At 62.1% G+C, this 13,621-nt stretch carries 14 protein-coding genes; 7 read left to right on the forward strand and 7 right to left on the reverse strand.

What is annotated here, in order from left to right:
- The 4 genes from HCR76_RS05710 (at position 1) to HCR76_RS05725 (ending at position 4,336) form a co-directional block, all read left to right on the forward strand.
- The gene (locus tag HCR76_RS05710) at positions 1–1,125 is read left to right on the forward strand and encodes an aminotransferase class V-fold PLP-dependent enzyme (RefSeq protein ID WP_166989041.1); all 1,125 of its coding nucleotides are present in this window, start codon (positions 1–3) and stop codon (positions 1,123–1,125) included.
- A gap of 205 nt (positions 1,126–1,330) precedes the next feature.
- The gene (gene phoH2 / locus HCR76_RS05715) at positions 1,331–2,683 is read left to right on the forward strand and encodes an RNA 5'-3' helicase PhoH2 (protein ID WP_166990282.1); all 1,353 of its coding nucleotides are present in this window, start codon (positions 1,331–1,333) and stop codon (positions 2,681–2,683) included.
- A gap of 85 nt (positions 2,684–2,768) precedes the next feature.
- The gene (locus HCR76_RS05720) at positions 2,769–3,335 is read left to right on the forward strand and encodes a prepilin peptidase (RefSeq protein ID WP_166989043.1); all 567 of its coding nucleotides are present in this window, start codon (positions 2,769–2,771) and stop codon (positions 3,333–3,335) included.
- A gap of 17 nt (positions 3,336–3,352) precedes the next feature.
- Positions 3,353–4,336 carry an aldo/keto reductase gene (locus tag HCR76_RS05725; protein ID WP_166989045.1) on the forward strand — a complete coding sequence of 328 codons (984 nt, stop codon included), beginning with the start codon at positions 3,353–3,355 and terminating at the stop codon, positions 4,334–4,336.
- A 70-nt stretch (positions 4,337–4,406) separates the two neighbouring features.
- Here HCR76_RS05725 and HCR76_RS05730 read toward each other — a convergent pair whose 3' ends face one another.
- The 5 genes from HCR76_RS05730 to xseA all read right to left on the reverse strand — a co-directional run bounded on the left by HCR76_RS05730 (position 4,407) and on the right by xseA (position 8,669).
- The gene (locus HCR76_RS05730; protein WP_166989047.1) at positions 4,407–5,801 is read right to left on the reverse strand and encodes a class II fumarate hydratase; all 1,395 of its coding nucleotides are present in this window, start codon (positions 5,799–5,801) and stop codon (positions 4,407–4,409) included.
- A gap of 77 nt (positions 5,802–5,878) precedes the next feature.
- A complete protein-coding gene (locus HCR76_RS05735; protein WP_166989049.1) occupies positions 5,879–6,523 on the reverse strand; it encodes a carbonic anhydrase in 645 nt (214 codons plus the stop codon).
- A gap of 13 nt (positions 6,524–6,536) precedes the next feature.
- On the reverse strand, positions 6,537–7,196 hold the full coding sequence (locus tag HCR76_RS05740; RefSeq protein ID WP_166989051.1) for a DUF4245 domain-containing protein: 660 nt from the start codon (positions 7,194–7,196) through the stop codon (positions 6,537–6,539).
- Entirely contained in the window at positions 7,193–7,420 is a 228-nt protein-coding gene (locus tag HCR76_RS05745) for an exodeoxyribonuclease VII small subunit (RefSeq protein WP_166989053.1), read from the reverse strand. The genes HCR76_RS05740 and HCR76_RS05745 overlap by 4 nt, the downstream gene beginning before the upstream one ends.
- Positions 7,421–7,451: 31 nt before the next feature.
- Positions 7,452–8,669, reverse strand: a complete 1,218-nt coding sequence (gene xseA, locus HCR76_RS05750; protein WP_166989055.1) for an exodeoxyribonuclease VII large subunit — start codon at positions 8,667–8,669, stop codon at positions 7,452–7,454.
- Between the two features lie 70 nt (positions 8,670–8,739).
- On the opposite strand from xseA, the gene HCR76_RS05755 reads away from it, so the two are divergent.
- Together HCR76_RS05755 and HCR76_RS05760 are read left to right on the forward strand one after the other, a co-directional pair.
- Positions 8,740–9,747 carry a 4-hydroxy-3-methylbut-2-enyl diphosphate reductase gene (locus tag HCR76_RS05755; protein WP_166990283.1) on the forward strand — a complete coding sequence of 336 codons (1,008 nt, stop codon included), beginning with the start codon at positions 8,740–8,742 and terminating at the stop codon, positions 9,745–9,747.
- Positions 9,744–10,403, forward strand: coding sequence for a DUF6264 family protein (locus tag HCR76_RS05760; protein ID WP_166989057.1), 660 nt, complete (start codon positions 9,744–9,746; stop codon positions 10,401–10,403). Before HCR76_RS05755 ends, HCR76_RS05760 begins: the two co-directional genes overlap by 4 nt.
- Positions 10,404–10,520: 117 nt before the next feature.
- Here HCR76_RS05760 and HCR76_RS05765 read toward each other — a convergent pair whose 3' ends face one another.
- Positions 10,521–11,522: a carbon-nitrogen hydrolase family protein gene (locus HCR76_RS05765; protein WP_198248151.1), complete on the reverse strand. Its 1,002-nt coding sequence runs from the start codon at positions 11,520–11,522 to the stop codon at positions 10,521–10,523.
- A gap of 203 nt (positions 11,523–11,725) precedes the next feature.
- On the opposite strand from HCR76_RS05765, the gene HCR76_RS05770 reads away from it, so the two are divergent.
- Positions 11,726–12,661, forward strand: coding sequence for a helix-turn-helix domain-containing protein (locus tag HCR76_RS05770; protein WP_166989061.1), 936 nt, complete (start codon positions 11,726–11,728; stop codon positions 12,659–12,661).
- Positions 12,662–12,734: 73 nt separating this feature from the next.
- Here HCR76_RS05770 and HCR76_RS05775 read toward each other — a convergent pair whose 3' ends face one another.
- Positions 12,735–13,514 carry an alpha/beta fold hydrolase gene (locus HCR76_RS05775; protein ID WP_218044410.1) on the reverse strand — a complete coding sequence of 260 codons (780 nt, stop codon included), beginning with the start codon at positions 13,512–13,514 and terminating at the stop codon, positions 12,735–12,737.
- Positions 13,515–13,621: the final 107 nt, after the last annotated feature.

Genomic DNA, 13,621 nt, shown 5'->3' on the forward strand with positions numbered 1-13,621 from the left:
ATGACAACCATCGACCAGTTTCGCGACACCTTCCTTGAAGAGCCCGGGTATCTCAACTACGCCTCCATCGGACCGGTGTCGGCAACCGTTCGCGACGAGCTCCGAGCCGAGTACGACGCCCTGACCCGCATGCGGTTTGGTGCGGGGGAGCGCACGCGAGCGCACGACGACCGGTTGGCGGATGCGGTCAGCGTGATGACCGGCCATAGCCGCGCCAACATCATTGCTCAGCCCAATACAAGCACCGGTCTGCTGCGTGTGCTGTTTGGGCTGACGGGACACATTCTGATGTCACGCGATGAGTTCCCGAGTCTTCCCGTGGCGGCCGTCCGTGCTCAGAGCGCACTCGACCGGCTCTCGATCACATGGATCGACGGTGCCGATGGGCGCGTGAGTCCCGACGTGCTTATTCAGGCGCTGAACGCCGACATCACGGCGGTCGCCGTCACACTTGTCGACGCTCGCACAGGTTACAGAGCAGACCTCTCTGCGATCCGCGACGTGATCGGGGACCGTTTGCTGATCGTCGATGCGATTCAGGGGGCGGGCGTGATCGACGCCGACTACTCCGCAGCCGACGTTGTCGTCACGGGCGGCCAAAAGTGGCTGCGAGCCGGATGGGGAACCGGGTATCTCTCGTTCAGCGACCGGGCACTCGAGCGTCTTGACCCCGTGATCTCCGGCTATACAGGCACCGCAGAATACGAGCCATGGGGCACCGTTCCCGACGCGGCACGCGGAAGCGCGGCGGCGTTCACTGTTGCGGGCCCGGACTACATCGCCGAGGCGGCGCTCGCCGCCGCGATCGAAGAGGTGACCTCGGTGGGCATCGGTCGAATCGAGGCCGCCGTTCTTGCTCGGGCAGACGAAGTCATCGAGATGCTCGACGCTGTTGAACTTCCGATCATCTCGTCGCGAGAACGAGACGAGCAGTCAGGGATTGTCGTCGTGCGACCAGTTGAGGGAAAGCTCGGATCGCTTGGTGCTGCCCTGCACAACACCGGTCTGACAACGACGTCACGACAAGGGACTGTTCGCTTCAGCATCCATGCGGGAACCATCGACTCAACTCTTCGGATGCTGAAGCAGGCACTGCTCGTTTACCGGTCATCTGCCGATACCTGATATTCACCACGCCGACCATCTTCGGTTCGGCGTGGCGTGAGCAGATCGGCTGCGGCGAGTCGTAGCGTCAGGCATATCAGGTGAATTGCCTGATCGGGCCGGCCGGGAGATCGACTCGAACCACCAACCCGGACGACTCGCCAAGAGAGCCGAGCGAGTTCGCTCGGGGTTGGAGCCTGACGTGACTGCCAGCGATACCACGCAGATGACACCGTCGACAGAAAGGCAATCAGACACCCGCACAGCTGAAGAATCGCCCTCGATTCAAGCGTTGCGTACCTACGTTCTCGACACCAGCGTTCTGCTGTCTGATCCGCGGGCGATGTTTCGCTTCGCGGAGCATTCAGTCGTGATCCCCGTTGTCGTTGTCGGCGAACTTGAGAAGAAGCGGCACGATCCCGAGATCGGCTATTTCGCTCGACAAGCGCTGCGACTTCTCGACGATCTTCGGGTGAAGAACGGTCGCCTCGATTTCGCGGTGCCTGTCGGCGACGGGGGAAGCCTCCGGGTAGAGCTCAATCACAGCAACATGACAGTTCTGCCCAGCGGATTGCAGCTGGGAGACAACGACTCGAGAATTCTCGCTGTCGCTCAGAACCTCGCGAACGACGGCCTCGATGTCACTGTCGTATCGAAAGACCTCCCGATGCGAGTGAAGGCGTCATCGATCGGACTCGCGGCTGAAGAGTACCGGGCCGAGCTCGCAATCGATGAAAGCTGGACGGGGCTTGCGCAAGTGCACGTCGGTGCCGATGACATGGCTACCCTGTACGACTCAGAGGTGCTGCCGGGGAGACACACAGACGACCTGCCAGTGAACACCGGACTCGTCATCCACTCCGAGCGCGGGTCAGCACTGGGTCGCATTTCCACAGACGGCACAGCGCGGTTGATCAATGGGGACCGCGAGGTTTTCGGTCTCCGCGGACGTTCGGCGGAGCAGCGTATTGCGATCGATCTGCTCCTCGATTCCAACGTCGGCATCGTGTCGCTGGGAGGGCGAGCCGGAACGGGGAAGTCCGCACTCGCACTCTGCGCAGGGCTCGAGGCGGTGCTCGAACGCCAGATGCACCGCAAGATCATGGTCTTCCGTCCGCTCTACGCGGTTGGGGGCCAGGAGCTCGGCTATCTGCCCGGCGACCAAGGCGACAAGATGAACCCGTGGGGACAGGCGGTCTACGACACGCTCGGCTCCGTTGTCTCGCAAAACGTCGTCGACGAAGTGCTCGAACGGGGGCTCATCGAGGTGCTTCCTCTCACGCATATTCGTGGCCGCTCGCTCCACGACGCGTTTGTCATCGTCGATGAGGCGCAATCGCTTGAACGCAATGTGCTGCTCACCGTGCTCTCACGCATCGGGCAAAACTCACGAGTGGTGCTGACACACGACGTCGCTCAGCGCGACAACTTGCGCGTCGGACGCCATGACGGAGTCGCCTCCGTGATCGAGACGCTCAAGGGCCAGGCGCTCTTCGGCCATGTCACGCTCACTCGATCGGAACGCAGCGCGATTGCCGCACTCGTCACAGAGCTGCTCGAGGGTACCGACGTCGCCTGACCTCCATGAGCTGGGGCGTCGGCGTGACGCCCCCGCCTGTGGATAACTCGCTCGTGGATGTCGGCGGAGAGTTAGAGTCCTCTTCATGGTCGAGGTTCGCGCAGCGGAGGTTTCACGTTCGCGCGCGCGATGGGTGCCGCTGGCGTCCACTTTTCTTGTCACGGCGATCGTGCTTGCTGTGTCAGTCGGCTGGAGCTGGCTGCTTCTCGGTTTTGTCGCGGTCGCCGTTGCAACCTGGCCACTTATCGACGCCGATGTCTCGGAGCACCGATTGCCGAACAAAATTGTGCTGCCGTGTTACCCGATTGCCGTTGTCGGCCTTGCGGTTCACAGCATCGTGACGGGCGACTCTCCGGCGCTCGCGGTCATCGCGAGTCTGGGGTGCGTCACGGTGTTTGCTCTCACGCACTTTTTGGGAGGAATGGGAATGGGCGACGTCAAACTCGTCGGCGTGCTGGCACTTCTTCTGGGCTCACTCGGTGTGACGGCGCTCCTGGTCGGCTTTACTTCCGCGTTTCTGTTCGGAGCCGTCGCCGGTGGGTGGGCGATGGCGACGCAGCACAGGGCGGCGACTCACCGCATCCCGTTCGGGCCTTTTCTGCTCGTCGGCTTCTGGCTCGGAGTGCTCGCACCTGCCCTGCGACAGGGGTGAACCCATAAGATCGTTGCATGGAACAACGAATCTTGGGGCGCACCGGACGCGCAGTATCGGCCGTCGGTCTCGGCACATGGCAGTTGGGCGCTGACTGGGGCGACGTATCCGAAGACGACGCTCTGGCGGTGCTCGATGCATCGGCCGAAGCCGGGGTGACGTTCTTTGACACGGCCGATGTCTACGGCGATGGGCGCAGCGAATCAGTCATCGGACGCTTCCGCGCGGCGAACCCCGATCTGCCTCTGACCGTCGCCACGAAGATGGGGCGACGGGTGGAGCAGGTTCCTGAGAACTACGTGCTCGAGAATTTTCGTGCATGGACGGACAGATCTCGGCGCAACCTTGGCGTGGACCGGCTCGACCTCGTGCAGCTGCACTGCCCACCGACCAGTGTGTTTCACAGTGACGAAGTCTTTGATGCGCTCGACACCCTCGTCGACGACGGGGCCATCGCGAACTACGGGGTTAGCGTCGAGGAATGCGATCAAGCGCTCGCCGCGATCGCGCGTTCCGGAACGGCGACAGTTCAAATCATCCTCAACGCGTTCAGGCTGAAGCCGCTCGACGCGGTGCTTCCGGCAGCAATCGAGGCGGGAGTGGGGGTCATCGCTCGCGTCCCCTTGGCCTCGGGGCTGCTCACGGCGCGCTACAGCGACGACACCGCGTTCGCGGCAAATGACCACCGCTCATTCAACCGTCACGGTGAGGCCTTCGACGTCGGCGAGACATTCTCGGGTGTCGACTACACGTCGGGCGTGCGTGCGGCACGAGAACTCGCAGAGTTGGCGCCGGACGGCGCCACGCCTGCACAAGCGGCAATCGCGTGGGTGGCGCAGCAGTCAGGGGTCAGCTCTGTGATTCCCGGAGCGCGCTCTGTGCGCCAAGCGCGTGCGAACGCGGAGGCCGGAGGTCTCGACCCGCTGCCCGCGGCATATCTGCGGCGCGTGATCGAGCTCTACGACACGAACTTCCGGGCAACCGTGCACAACCGCTGGTGAGGCGGGTTTATACACAAGAACGGGGGCGGAAGAGCTTCGGCTCCTCCGCCCCCTCAAGAACGCTGAACGATCAGTTCGGGTGTGTCATTGACAGAAGATCGAGAGCGGCGTCAAGCTGTTCCTCGGTAATCTCGCCACGCTCGACGTAACCCAGTTCGACGACGGCTTCACGAACCGTGATGCTCCCCGCCACCGAGTGCTTGGCGATCTTCGAACCGGCCTCGTAGCCAATGATCTTGTTAAGCGGCGTCACCGTCGATGGCGACATTCCCGCAAGCTCCGCAGCTCGCTCGATGTTAGCTTCAAGCCCATCGACGGTCTTGTCTGCGAGAACACGAGATGCGTTGGACAGCAGGCGGATCGACTCGAGAAGCGCTGTTCCCATGACAGGGATCTGAACGTTGAGTTCGAAGGATCCTGAAGCGCCGCCCCAGGCGATTGTCGCGTCGTTCCCGATCACTCGCGCTGCAACCATGAGCACGGCCTCGGGAATGACCGGATTTACCTTGCCCGGCATGATCGACGATCCCGGCTGAAGGTCAGGAATATGAAGTTCGCCGAGGCCCGTGTTGGGGCCAGAGCCCATCCACCGCAGGTCGTTGCAGATCTTTGTCAGGCTCACAGCAATCGAGCGAAGCGCCCCAGAAGTCTCGACGAGCCCGTCGCGGTTCGCCTGCGCCTCGAAGTGGTCTTCCGCCTCGGTGATGGGCAGCTCCGTCTCGTCTTGCAGCAGCGAGATGACCAGCTGGGGAAAGCCCTTTGGCGTGTTGATCCCCGTGCCGGTTGCCGTGCCGCCGAGCGGCACCTCGGCAACGCGCGTCAGAGAAGCGCGAACACGCTCGATTCCCAGTCGCACCTGGCGTGCGTAGCCGCCGAACTCCTGCCCGAGCGTCACGGGGGTCGCATCCATAAGGTGGGTCCGGCCCGACTTCACCGCATCTTTCCACAGCTCGGCCTTTGCTTCGAGGGCAACGGCGAGGTGATCAAGGGCGGGAACGAGCTCATCGATGAGCGCTCCCGTCACGGCGATGTGCACCGAGGTCGGAAAGACGTCGTTCGATGACTGCGAGCAGTTCACGTGGTCGTTCGGGTGGACGGTGCTGCCGTGCCTCTGCGTAGCAAGTGTCGCGAGCACCTCGTTCATGTTCATGTTCGAAGATGTGCCCGACCCGGTCTGGTAGGTGTCGACGGGGAATTGGGCGTTATGCGTTCCCGAGATGACCTCGTCTGCGGCCGACGCGATGGCATCGGCAATGTCACCGTCGAGCACACCCAGCTGCTTGTTGGCCAGTGCGGCTGATTTCTTGATGCGCGCGAGCGCCGAGATCTGCGCGGGCTCAAGCCCAGAGCCTGAGATCGGGAAGTTCTGCACGGCGCGCTGAGTCTGTGCGCCATAGAGCGCATTGATGGGCACGCGCACCTCGCCCATTGTGTCGTGTTCGATGCGGTACTCGGTGTCGGGCACGGGTTCCTCCTCTTGTGGTCTGCGCGATGCTCGCGCGATTGATGTTGTGGGGCGTTGTTCTTTGCCGTCGTACTGAGTCAGCCCTCGGGCAGTTCGGAGATTCCCACCATCGCATCCGCGACGACGCGACCCTCCGCGAGTTTGTAATTGGCGCCGACGATGCCGAGCGTGTTGTTTGCGACAGCGTCGCTGATCATCTCTGAGCGTTCAAGCAGCTCGGTGATGGTGCGGCGAATGTGCAGGCGTCCCGCTTCGAACGGGTCGGCTTCGCCGGGCTTCACGGATGCTGCCGCTGCAGCCTCCTTGACGGACGGAACGATCTGCTGCACAAGACCGTCGATTGCGGGTGGCAGCGGAGCGGCATCCGGTTTCTGAGAATCGATGGCGGCGGCGACGGCGCCGCAGCCGTCGTGCCCGAGTACGACGACGAGCGGTACATTCAGGATTCCGACGGCGTACTCGAGGGAGCCGATCGCTGAATCGGAGACGACCTGGCCCGCGTTGCGGACGACAAACAGGTCTCCGAGGCCTTTGTCGAAGATGATCTCGGCGGCAAGCCGCGAGTCGGAGCAGCCGAACAGAACGACGTCAGGATGCTGCACGTGAGCGAGGGACTCCCTGCGACCGATGTCTTGACGCGGATGATTCGGCTCACCCGCCACAAATCGCGCGTTGCCGCGCATCATCTCTGCCCATGCTTTACCCGGACGCTTCTGTGGCATCAGCTGATTCCTCTCACTTGAGTGCGTTGGCCTTGACCTGCTCGGCAATGGCCTCCGCAACAGTGCGGATATCGTCGGTCTTTGCCGTTCCGTAGATGAGAATCGTGCTGGAGCCCGACTCGGTGGCGAGGGCGTATTCGATATTGCCTGGATCGCTCGGTCCAGAGCCGTCACGGTTGTCGTACACCGTCCAGGTGATGCCCTCGATCGTCACCGTGGTGTCGGCGAGTGCTCCCTCAAGCTGCTGCGATTGCCAGGTGGCGTTGGCGTCGAACCCCTGCTTGATGCCGATGAACTGCTCGTCTGGAGTGAGCAGGCCGATGTACCACAAGGAGATCTGCGGGGTTCGCACGGAACTCAGCTTCGCCTTGTTGCTCGTCCAGCCATCGGGGAGCTGCGGATCGATGATCACTTCATCGCGCGAGGCCTGCGCGTCTTCCGCCGCCGAATGAAAATCGACGTTCTTCAACAGCGACGTATTTGAGCGTGGCACGATCAGCACGATGATGAGCACGATGGCGAGGGTCGCGAGCAGCGCATACACGAGATTGCTGACGGTCTTGCGCATGCGATAGTTGCGCGAATCTTCGGCTTTGCGGGCCGCAGTTTCCTCCGGCGTCTCAGGCCGACCCAGCTCCGCGACGACGCGCGGCGGCTTCTGCTGACGTGTCATTCGTCGTCTGCGACCTCACTCTGGGCCACCCGCGCGGCTTCGAGGCGCTTCTTTGCTCCGAGCAGCCACTCCTCGCACCGCGCGGCAAGGGCCTCGCCGCGCTCCCAGAGCGCGAGCGACTGCTCGAGTGTCGACGCCCCCTGTTCAAGCTCGGTGACGACGCGAACCAGTTCGTCGCGGGCTTCCTCGTAGCTCAGGGCTGACACGTCGGGGGAAGAAGGCATGCTTCTATCCTAACGGCGGTTGGCACGGTGCTCATCGCTCGGTCGTACCACGCGAGACAGCGCCAATCGCGCCGTCAGCGAGCGTGACGGAGAACTCCGCGCCTTCGGGGGCATCCTGTGTTGAGCGCACAACCTGCCCGTCGTCTGTCTGCGCGATCGCGTACCCGCGATCGAGTGTGCGCTGCGGCGACAGCGCACGCACCGAGGCGGCGAGCTCACTCGTGCGGTTCTGCTCGCGCTCGAGACGGCGGTCGATGAGCTCGGCGCCGCGCGCGACGTACCGTGTGAGTTCTTCGGCGCGCTGATCGACGATCCACGTGTGGGTGGCGAAAGCCGGGCGCGAGCGAAGCTGCTCGAGGCGACCGATCTCGTGAGTGATCAGCGTGGTCAAGCGCCCGGCAATGCGAGCTCGTGCCTGCTGAACGATGAGCTGCTGCTCGGCGACATCGGGAACGACGCGCTTAGCGGCATCCGTCGGAGTCGATGCTCTGAGGTCGGCGACCTCGTCGAGCAGTGGCCGGTCGGCTTCGTGCCCGATGGCGCTGACCAGAGGAGTGGTGCACGCGGCGGCGGCACGCACGACTGCCTCGTCGGAGAATCCGAGGAGATTTTGAAAATCTCCACCCCCTCGCGCCACGATGATGACGTCGACACCCGGATCGGCGTCGAGCTCGGAGATCGCCGCAACGACGTCAGCGACGGTGCGCTCGCCTTGAACTGCTGCGTGCCGTACACGGAATTCGACCGCAGGCCAGCGCAGCTGGGCATTGCGCAGCACGTCTTTCTCAGCATCCGAGTCCTTACCCGTGATCAGGCCGACGCAGTCGGGCAGGAACGGCAGCTTCTTCTTGCGCCCCGCGTCGAAGAGCCCCTCGGAGGCGAGCTGCGCGCGAAGTCGTTCGAGACGTTCGAGCAGGTCGCCGAGTCCGACATGCTTCATCTGCAGAATCTGCACGGTCAGGCTGCCGCCCTTGACCCAGTAATTCACTTTGACGAGAGCGACAACGCGGTCGCCCTGCTTGAGATCTGCCGGAATCTTCTGACGAACCGATTGCCAGATCGTGAAGCTCACCGTGGCGTCTGCGGTGACGTCCTTGAGCTTGCCGTACACATTGCGGCCAGACACGCCCCACTGGGTGATCTCGCCTTCGATCCACACGGTGCCGAGTCGCTCGATGTACTCGTGAAGCTTGTGTCCCAGCTGAGCGACGGGCCACGGGTTCTCCATCGTCGCGGGGGCGTTTGCCATGTTCTGGGGCCTTCCTCAGTCGGTCGCACCTAGAATCGGAACCGTGAGCGACGTGACTATCAACCTACCGATGCCGAGAGTTCCCGGTGCTTCGTCGAAGCTCAAGGATATCCCGGTAGGCGGTAGCAAGCGGGTGCTCCTCGCCGCACCGAGAGGTTACTGCGCCGGGGTGGACCGCGCCGTGATCGCCGTCGAGAAGGCGCTGGTGAAGTATGGCTCGCCCGTCTACGTGCGCAAGCAGATTGTGCACAATATTCACGTGGTGACTGAGCTCGAGGCGAAGGGCGCCATTTTCGTCGACGAAGTGGACGACGTGCCCCAGGGCGCGCACATCGTCTTCAGCGCGCACGGAGTGTCGCCTGCCGTCGTGAACGCGGCATCCGATCGCGGCTTGCAAGCCATTGACGCGACGTGTCCGCTTGTGACCAAAGTGCACAAAGAAGCTGTGCGTTTCGCGCGCAACGACTACGAGATTCTGCTGATCGGCCACGACGGGCATGAGGAAGTTGAGGGAACGGCCGGCGAGGCTCCCGAGCACGTCACGCTCGTTGGCAGCCCAGACGAAGCCGACACCGTCGAGGTTCGAGACCCAGATAAGGTGGTGTGGCTGTCGCAGACGACGTTGTCTGTCGACGAGACGATGCAGACTGTCAACAGGCTGCGCGCGCGTTTTCCGAACCTGGAAGATCCTCCGAGCGACGACATCTGTTATGCCACACAAAACCGGCAGGTGGCCATCAAGAAGGTGGCGTCGGATGCTGAGCTGGTGATCGTCGTCGGATCGGCGAACTCCTCCAACTCGGTGCGTTTGGTCGAAGTCGCCCTCGAAAACGGGGCGACGGCAGCACACCGCATCGACTACGCGTATGAGCTCAAGCAGGAGTGGTTCGACGGCGTGCGCACGGTCGGGGTGACCAGCGGAGCATCCGTTCCTGAGGTGCTCGTGCAGGAGGTTCTTGAGGCGCTTGCGGAGGCAGGGTATGCCGACGTCGAGCAGATCACCACGGCTGAGGAAGGCCTCATCTTCTCGCTGCCGAAAGAGCTGCGCACCGACCTCAAGGGGACACGATCACAATGAGCGACAACGAACCGTCCGATCCCGACCGGCCCGAGCGGCCGCGGTTTGGTGAGTATTCGAACGAGAAGCCGGCACGACCGCAGTTCGGTGAGTACGCGTCACCGGAAGAGCAGCGTGCGGCCATTCGAGTGCCGGCCACCGAAGACAACGAGTCGGTTCCGATCGAGAGCCACGGAGACGAGAAGAAGACACCCGAACACGCTGACCGTCTTCATCCGCATATGCCGGCGAACCGGCATCCTCAGGCAAAGTCAACGATGGCAGACGATGACCCGGTCGCCGAAGCCCGTCGGCGCACTGACCGCTTCTCCACATTTCTGCTGCTCGGAGTCGGCCTGTTCAGTGTGCTCTCGACGGCACCGTCACTGCTCCAGTTGCCGCGGATGCTCACGGAGGCGTACTCGCAGTTCGGCATGGGGGAGTACACGAACACGTCGCTCGGCACCACGATCGGGTGGGTCATCCTCGTCATCTACGCGGGCCTCTGGATCGCCGCACTCGTGCTTTCGCTGCGTCGCCTGGCCGCGCGAAAGAGAACCTGGTGGGTTCCGTTTGTCATCGGCGTTGTTGCGAACCTCGTCTACATCATTCTCTTGACTGTCGCGATGGTGAACGACCCCGCATTTATGCAGTACGTCAATGGAATGAGCGGTTGACGCTCGCTGACCCTTCCGTGTCCGGCGCCTTCCTCGTCGTGTGGCAAAGTGAATTGCAGAGAATAGCCGTGTCGTCGCAGCGAGTTCACGACATTTCTCTGCGAGTCGACGCAGATGTCAGCCCTCTTCTGCCGGTTCGAGCTCGGGGAAGACCACCTCTGTGCCGAAGAGTCCCTCTCCGATAACCGCTCGCTGGGGCGCGTTGTTGAAGAGGAGCTGCGTCACATCGGGGCGGCTGTAATGTCCGGCAGGGTCGGCAGCATTCTTGGCATAGCTGATGGATTCGACGTTCACGTCCGCCACGACGAACCCTTCGTCATGAGGGTCGAGATTTTCCGAGAGCTGTGATGAGTCGGGGCCGAAAATCGTGGCGAATCCGCCGCCCCCGTTGTAGATCGTCGGTATCGATCCATCTGCGCACACGAACGTCTTAATGCCTTCGTCGCTCATGATCTGGGTGCTGGCGAGCACAAAGCAGCTCCCTTCGAGAGCGTATGTCTTCGATGCTCCGATGTTGGCCTCGTGAGACAACGCCGGGACGGCGTCGAGGATGCCGAAGCATGGCCACCCCGCGACGTGGATCTGCTCGTTCTGTGCGTACATCGCGTATTTGGTCAGAGGCTGCAGGTGCTCCCAGCAGTTGAGCGCTCCGACGAGACCAAGTGCTGTGTCCACGACCTGAAGATCCGAGCCGTCGCCTTCACCGAAGAGGGTGCGCTCAACGTGGGTTGGCTTGAGCTTTCGGCGATGGATCAGAATCTGCCCCTGCGCTCCGATCACGGTCTGGGACATGTAGAGCGAGCCATGCGCCTTTTCACTGAACCCGATCGCGATCATAATGCTGTTGTCACGGGCAGCTTCGCGGATCGCTTTCATGTGGGGCCCACCGACTGTCATCGAGTTCGCGTGATAGCGGCCGACGAAGGGCATCTGCTCTGGTGCGGGCAGGCTCCAGAGAAACACCGGGTACCCGGGGATCCACGTCTCGGGGAACGCAATCAGATCGACGTCCTGGGTGGCTGCGGACTCGATCAGACCGATCGTCTTCGAAACGGTGCCGTCGATGTCGAGCCAGACCGGCTCAGCTTGAACGGCAGCAAGTCGTATTGCGTTGGTCATGTTTACCTCCATGATCTCGACGGGAGAGAGAACGTGGAATCAGACTATGCACGTGACACATCGTACGATCGGCCGATAGTGCAATAGTTTCGGCGTTTTGTGCACATTCGTCTGGGTCCGGACAACTTCGTCGTTAGCACGCAGCCGGATCGATGTAACGGAGAGATACTGGGTTCACTTGTTCCGCCGACGAAAGGTGGATTGTGACTACCTCAACTGCCAAGACGGCCGAGGAGTGGGAACAGCTCGTCAGCCGAAGTTTCGTTCCGCTTGCGTGTGACACGATCTCTCCGGACTTCGTCGGCGCAATCGACGAGTTCAAACCGAGCCCCGCGATCAAGGTCATGAGAGTGCAGTCCCAGGCGACGATCGTGCGTCGCACTCCACGGCTTGCGTCGCGGGCCGTTAGCGACGATATCCATATCTCCCTGCAGCTTCGGTCGACGGGAACCGTGCATCAGGGCGAACATTCGATGAAGGTTCGACCGGGGACGATTGTGCTCTACAAGACGAACAAGCCTTATCTCCTTGATTACTCTGAGCCCAACCAGAATCAGATAGTCGTGCAGATCTCGCGCAGGGCCCTCGGCCTCTCAGCGAGAAACATCGACGACGCGTGCGCTCGGATAGGCGTGGGTGAGACCGGCGCGAAGCATGTCTTCGCGAGTTACCTCACCGAGTTGATGAAGCAGTCCATCCGACTGGGAACGAGCGAGATTCTTGACATGGCACACGTGGCTGGTGAGCTGGCCTCGAGCATGATCAAATCGACGCTTTCCACTGGCCGCGTCGTTCCCGAGACGTCCCGTGCGCTTTTCGTCACGATCCAGGAATTTATTCGAGAGAACGCCGCATCGCCGGCGCTGACGCTCGACGAGATAGCGCACGAACACTACATCTCTCGCCGCAAGCTCTTCGATTTGTTCTCTGAATTCGATCACACACCTGCGTCGTACATGCGCCAGGAGCGCTTGAATCTTGCGGCCGAAGCCCTGATGACGAACACACGTCCCATCTCGTACATCGCCTATTCATCTGGGTTTGTCGATGTGACGACCTTCGCGCGGGCCTTCAAAAAGCAGTACGGATGTGCGCCGCGGGACTGGCGGCGCATGGTGGCCGCGCGTGATCTGTCATAAACGAACCGGGAACCGCGTTCAACGAAGAAGTGACGCTCCAGCTCAGCGTCACTGTGCATTGACTGCCAGTCGTTCACGCGCGCAGGGAGGAGAGAGTACTCGCGAACGCCTCGACCACGGAGGCCAGTTTGGTCGGTGCTTCCAGAGGGATGAGATGCCCGCTATTCGGGATGACAGTCAGCTCGGCGTTCGCCAGGTGGGGGAGCAGGTTGCGGCGCAACACGTCGGTCGGCTCCACCTGATCGTTTTGTCCGGTGATTACCAAGGCAGGCACCGTTACTCGAGCGATCTCCGCGCTAATGTCCTGGGCGATGCCGTGGAGCGGCCATTCTGCTGCGGCACCCGTCGCACTACTTCGTGAATCCTTAACGACCTGCGCCTTCACTGCATCTGTGAGCGCTGTCGCGGTGAGGACGTTGTCGCGTGCCCACGCCGCGGATTGGTCGCTGTCGTATGCGTGAGAAAGTTCTTCCTGATATTCGGGAGTGATCACATCGGCTGGCCTCGCCGGCGCCGGGGCGACGAGTATGACGCCGCGTAGACCATCCGGACGCGTCGCCGCGACGAGCTGGGCTACTTTGCCTCCCAACGAGTGGCCGACGAGTACGAAGTCCGCGATCTCGGCGTCCGCAATGACATTGAGCGTGTCGGTCGCGAGCTGATTCAGCGAAAACGGGCCGGGGAGAGACCTCGATCTGCTCCATCCGCGGAAGTCGATGGTGACGATGTCCCGCCCTTCGAGGCCGGCGACGACGGGCGCCCAGGTGAGGGCCGATCCGCCCCAGTAGTGCACGAAGACCAATGTCGGTCCGGTACCGTGTACGTGATCGTACACCGGCAGATCGTTCGTCATTGTTGCGTTCATTGCTGGTTTCCCATCGGTCGTCATTTATGGTCTTGATGCTCTTCATTCAACTGTGATATCTCCGGCGTGGCAGTAGGACGAGTGGACAGAACATG

The sequence above is a fragment of the Paramicrobacterium chengjingii genome (genome assembly GCF_011751765.2).
GTDB classification, from domain to species: Bacteria; Actinomycetota; Actinomycetes; order Actinomycetales; family Microbacteriaceae; genus Paramicrobacterium; species Paramicrobacterium chengjingii.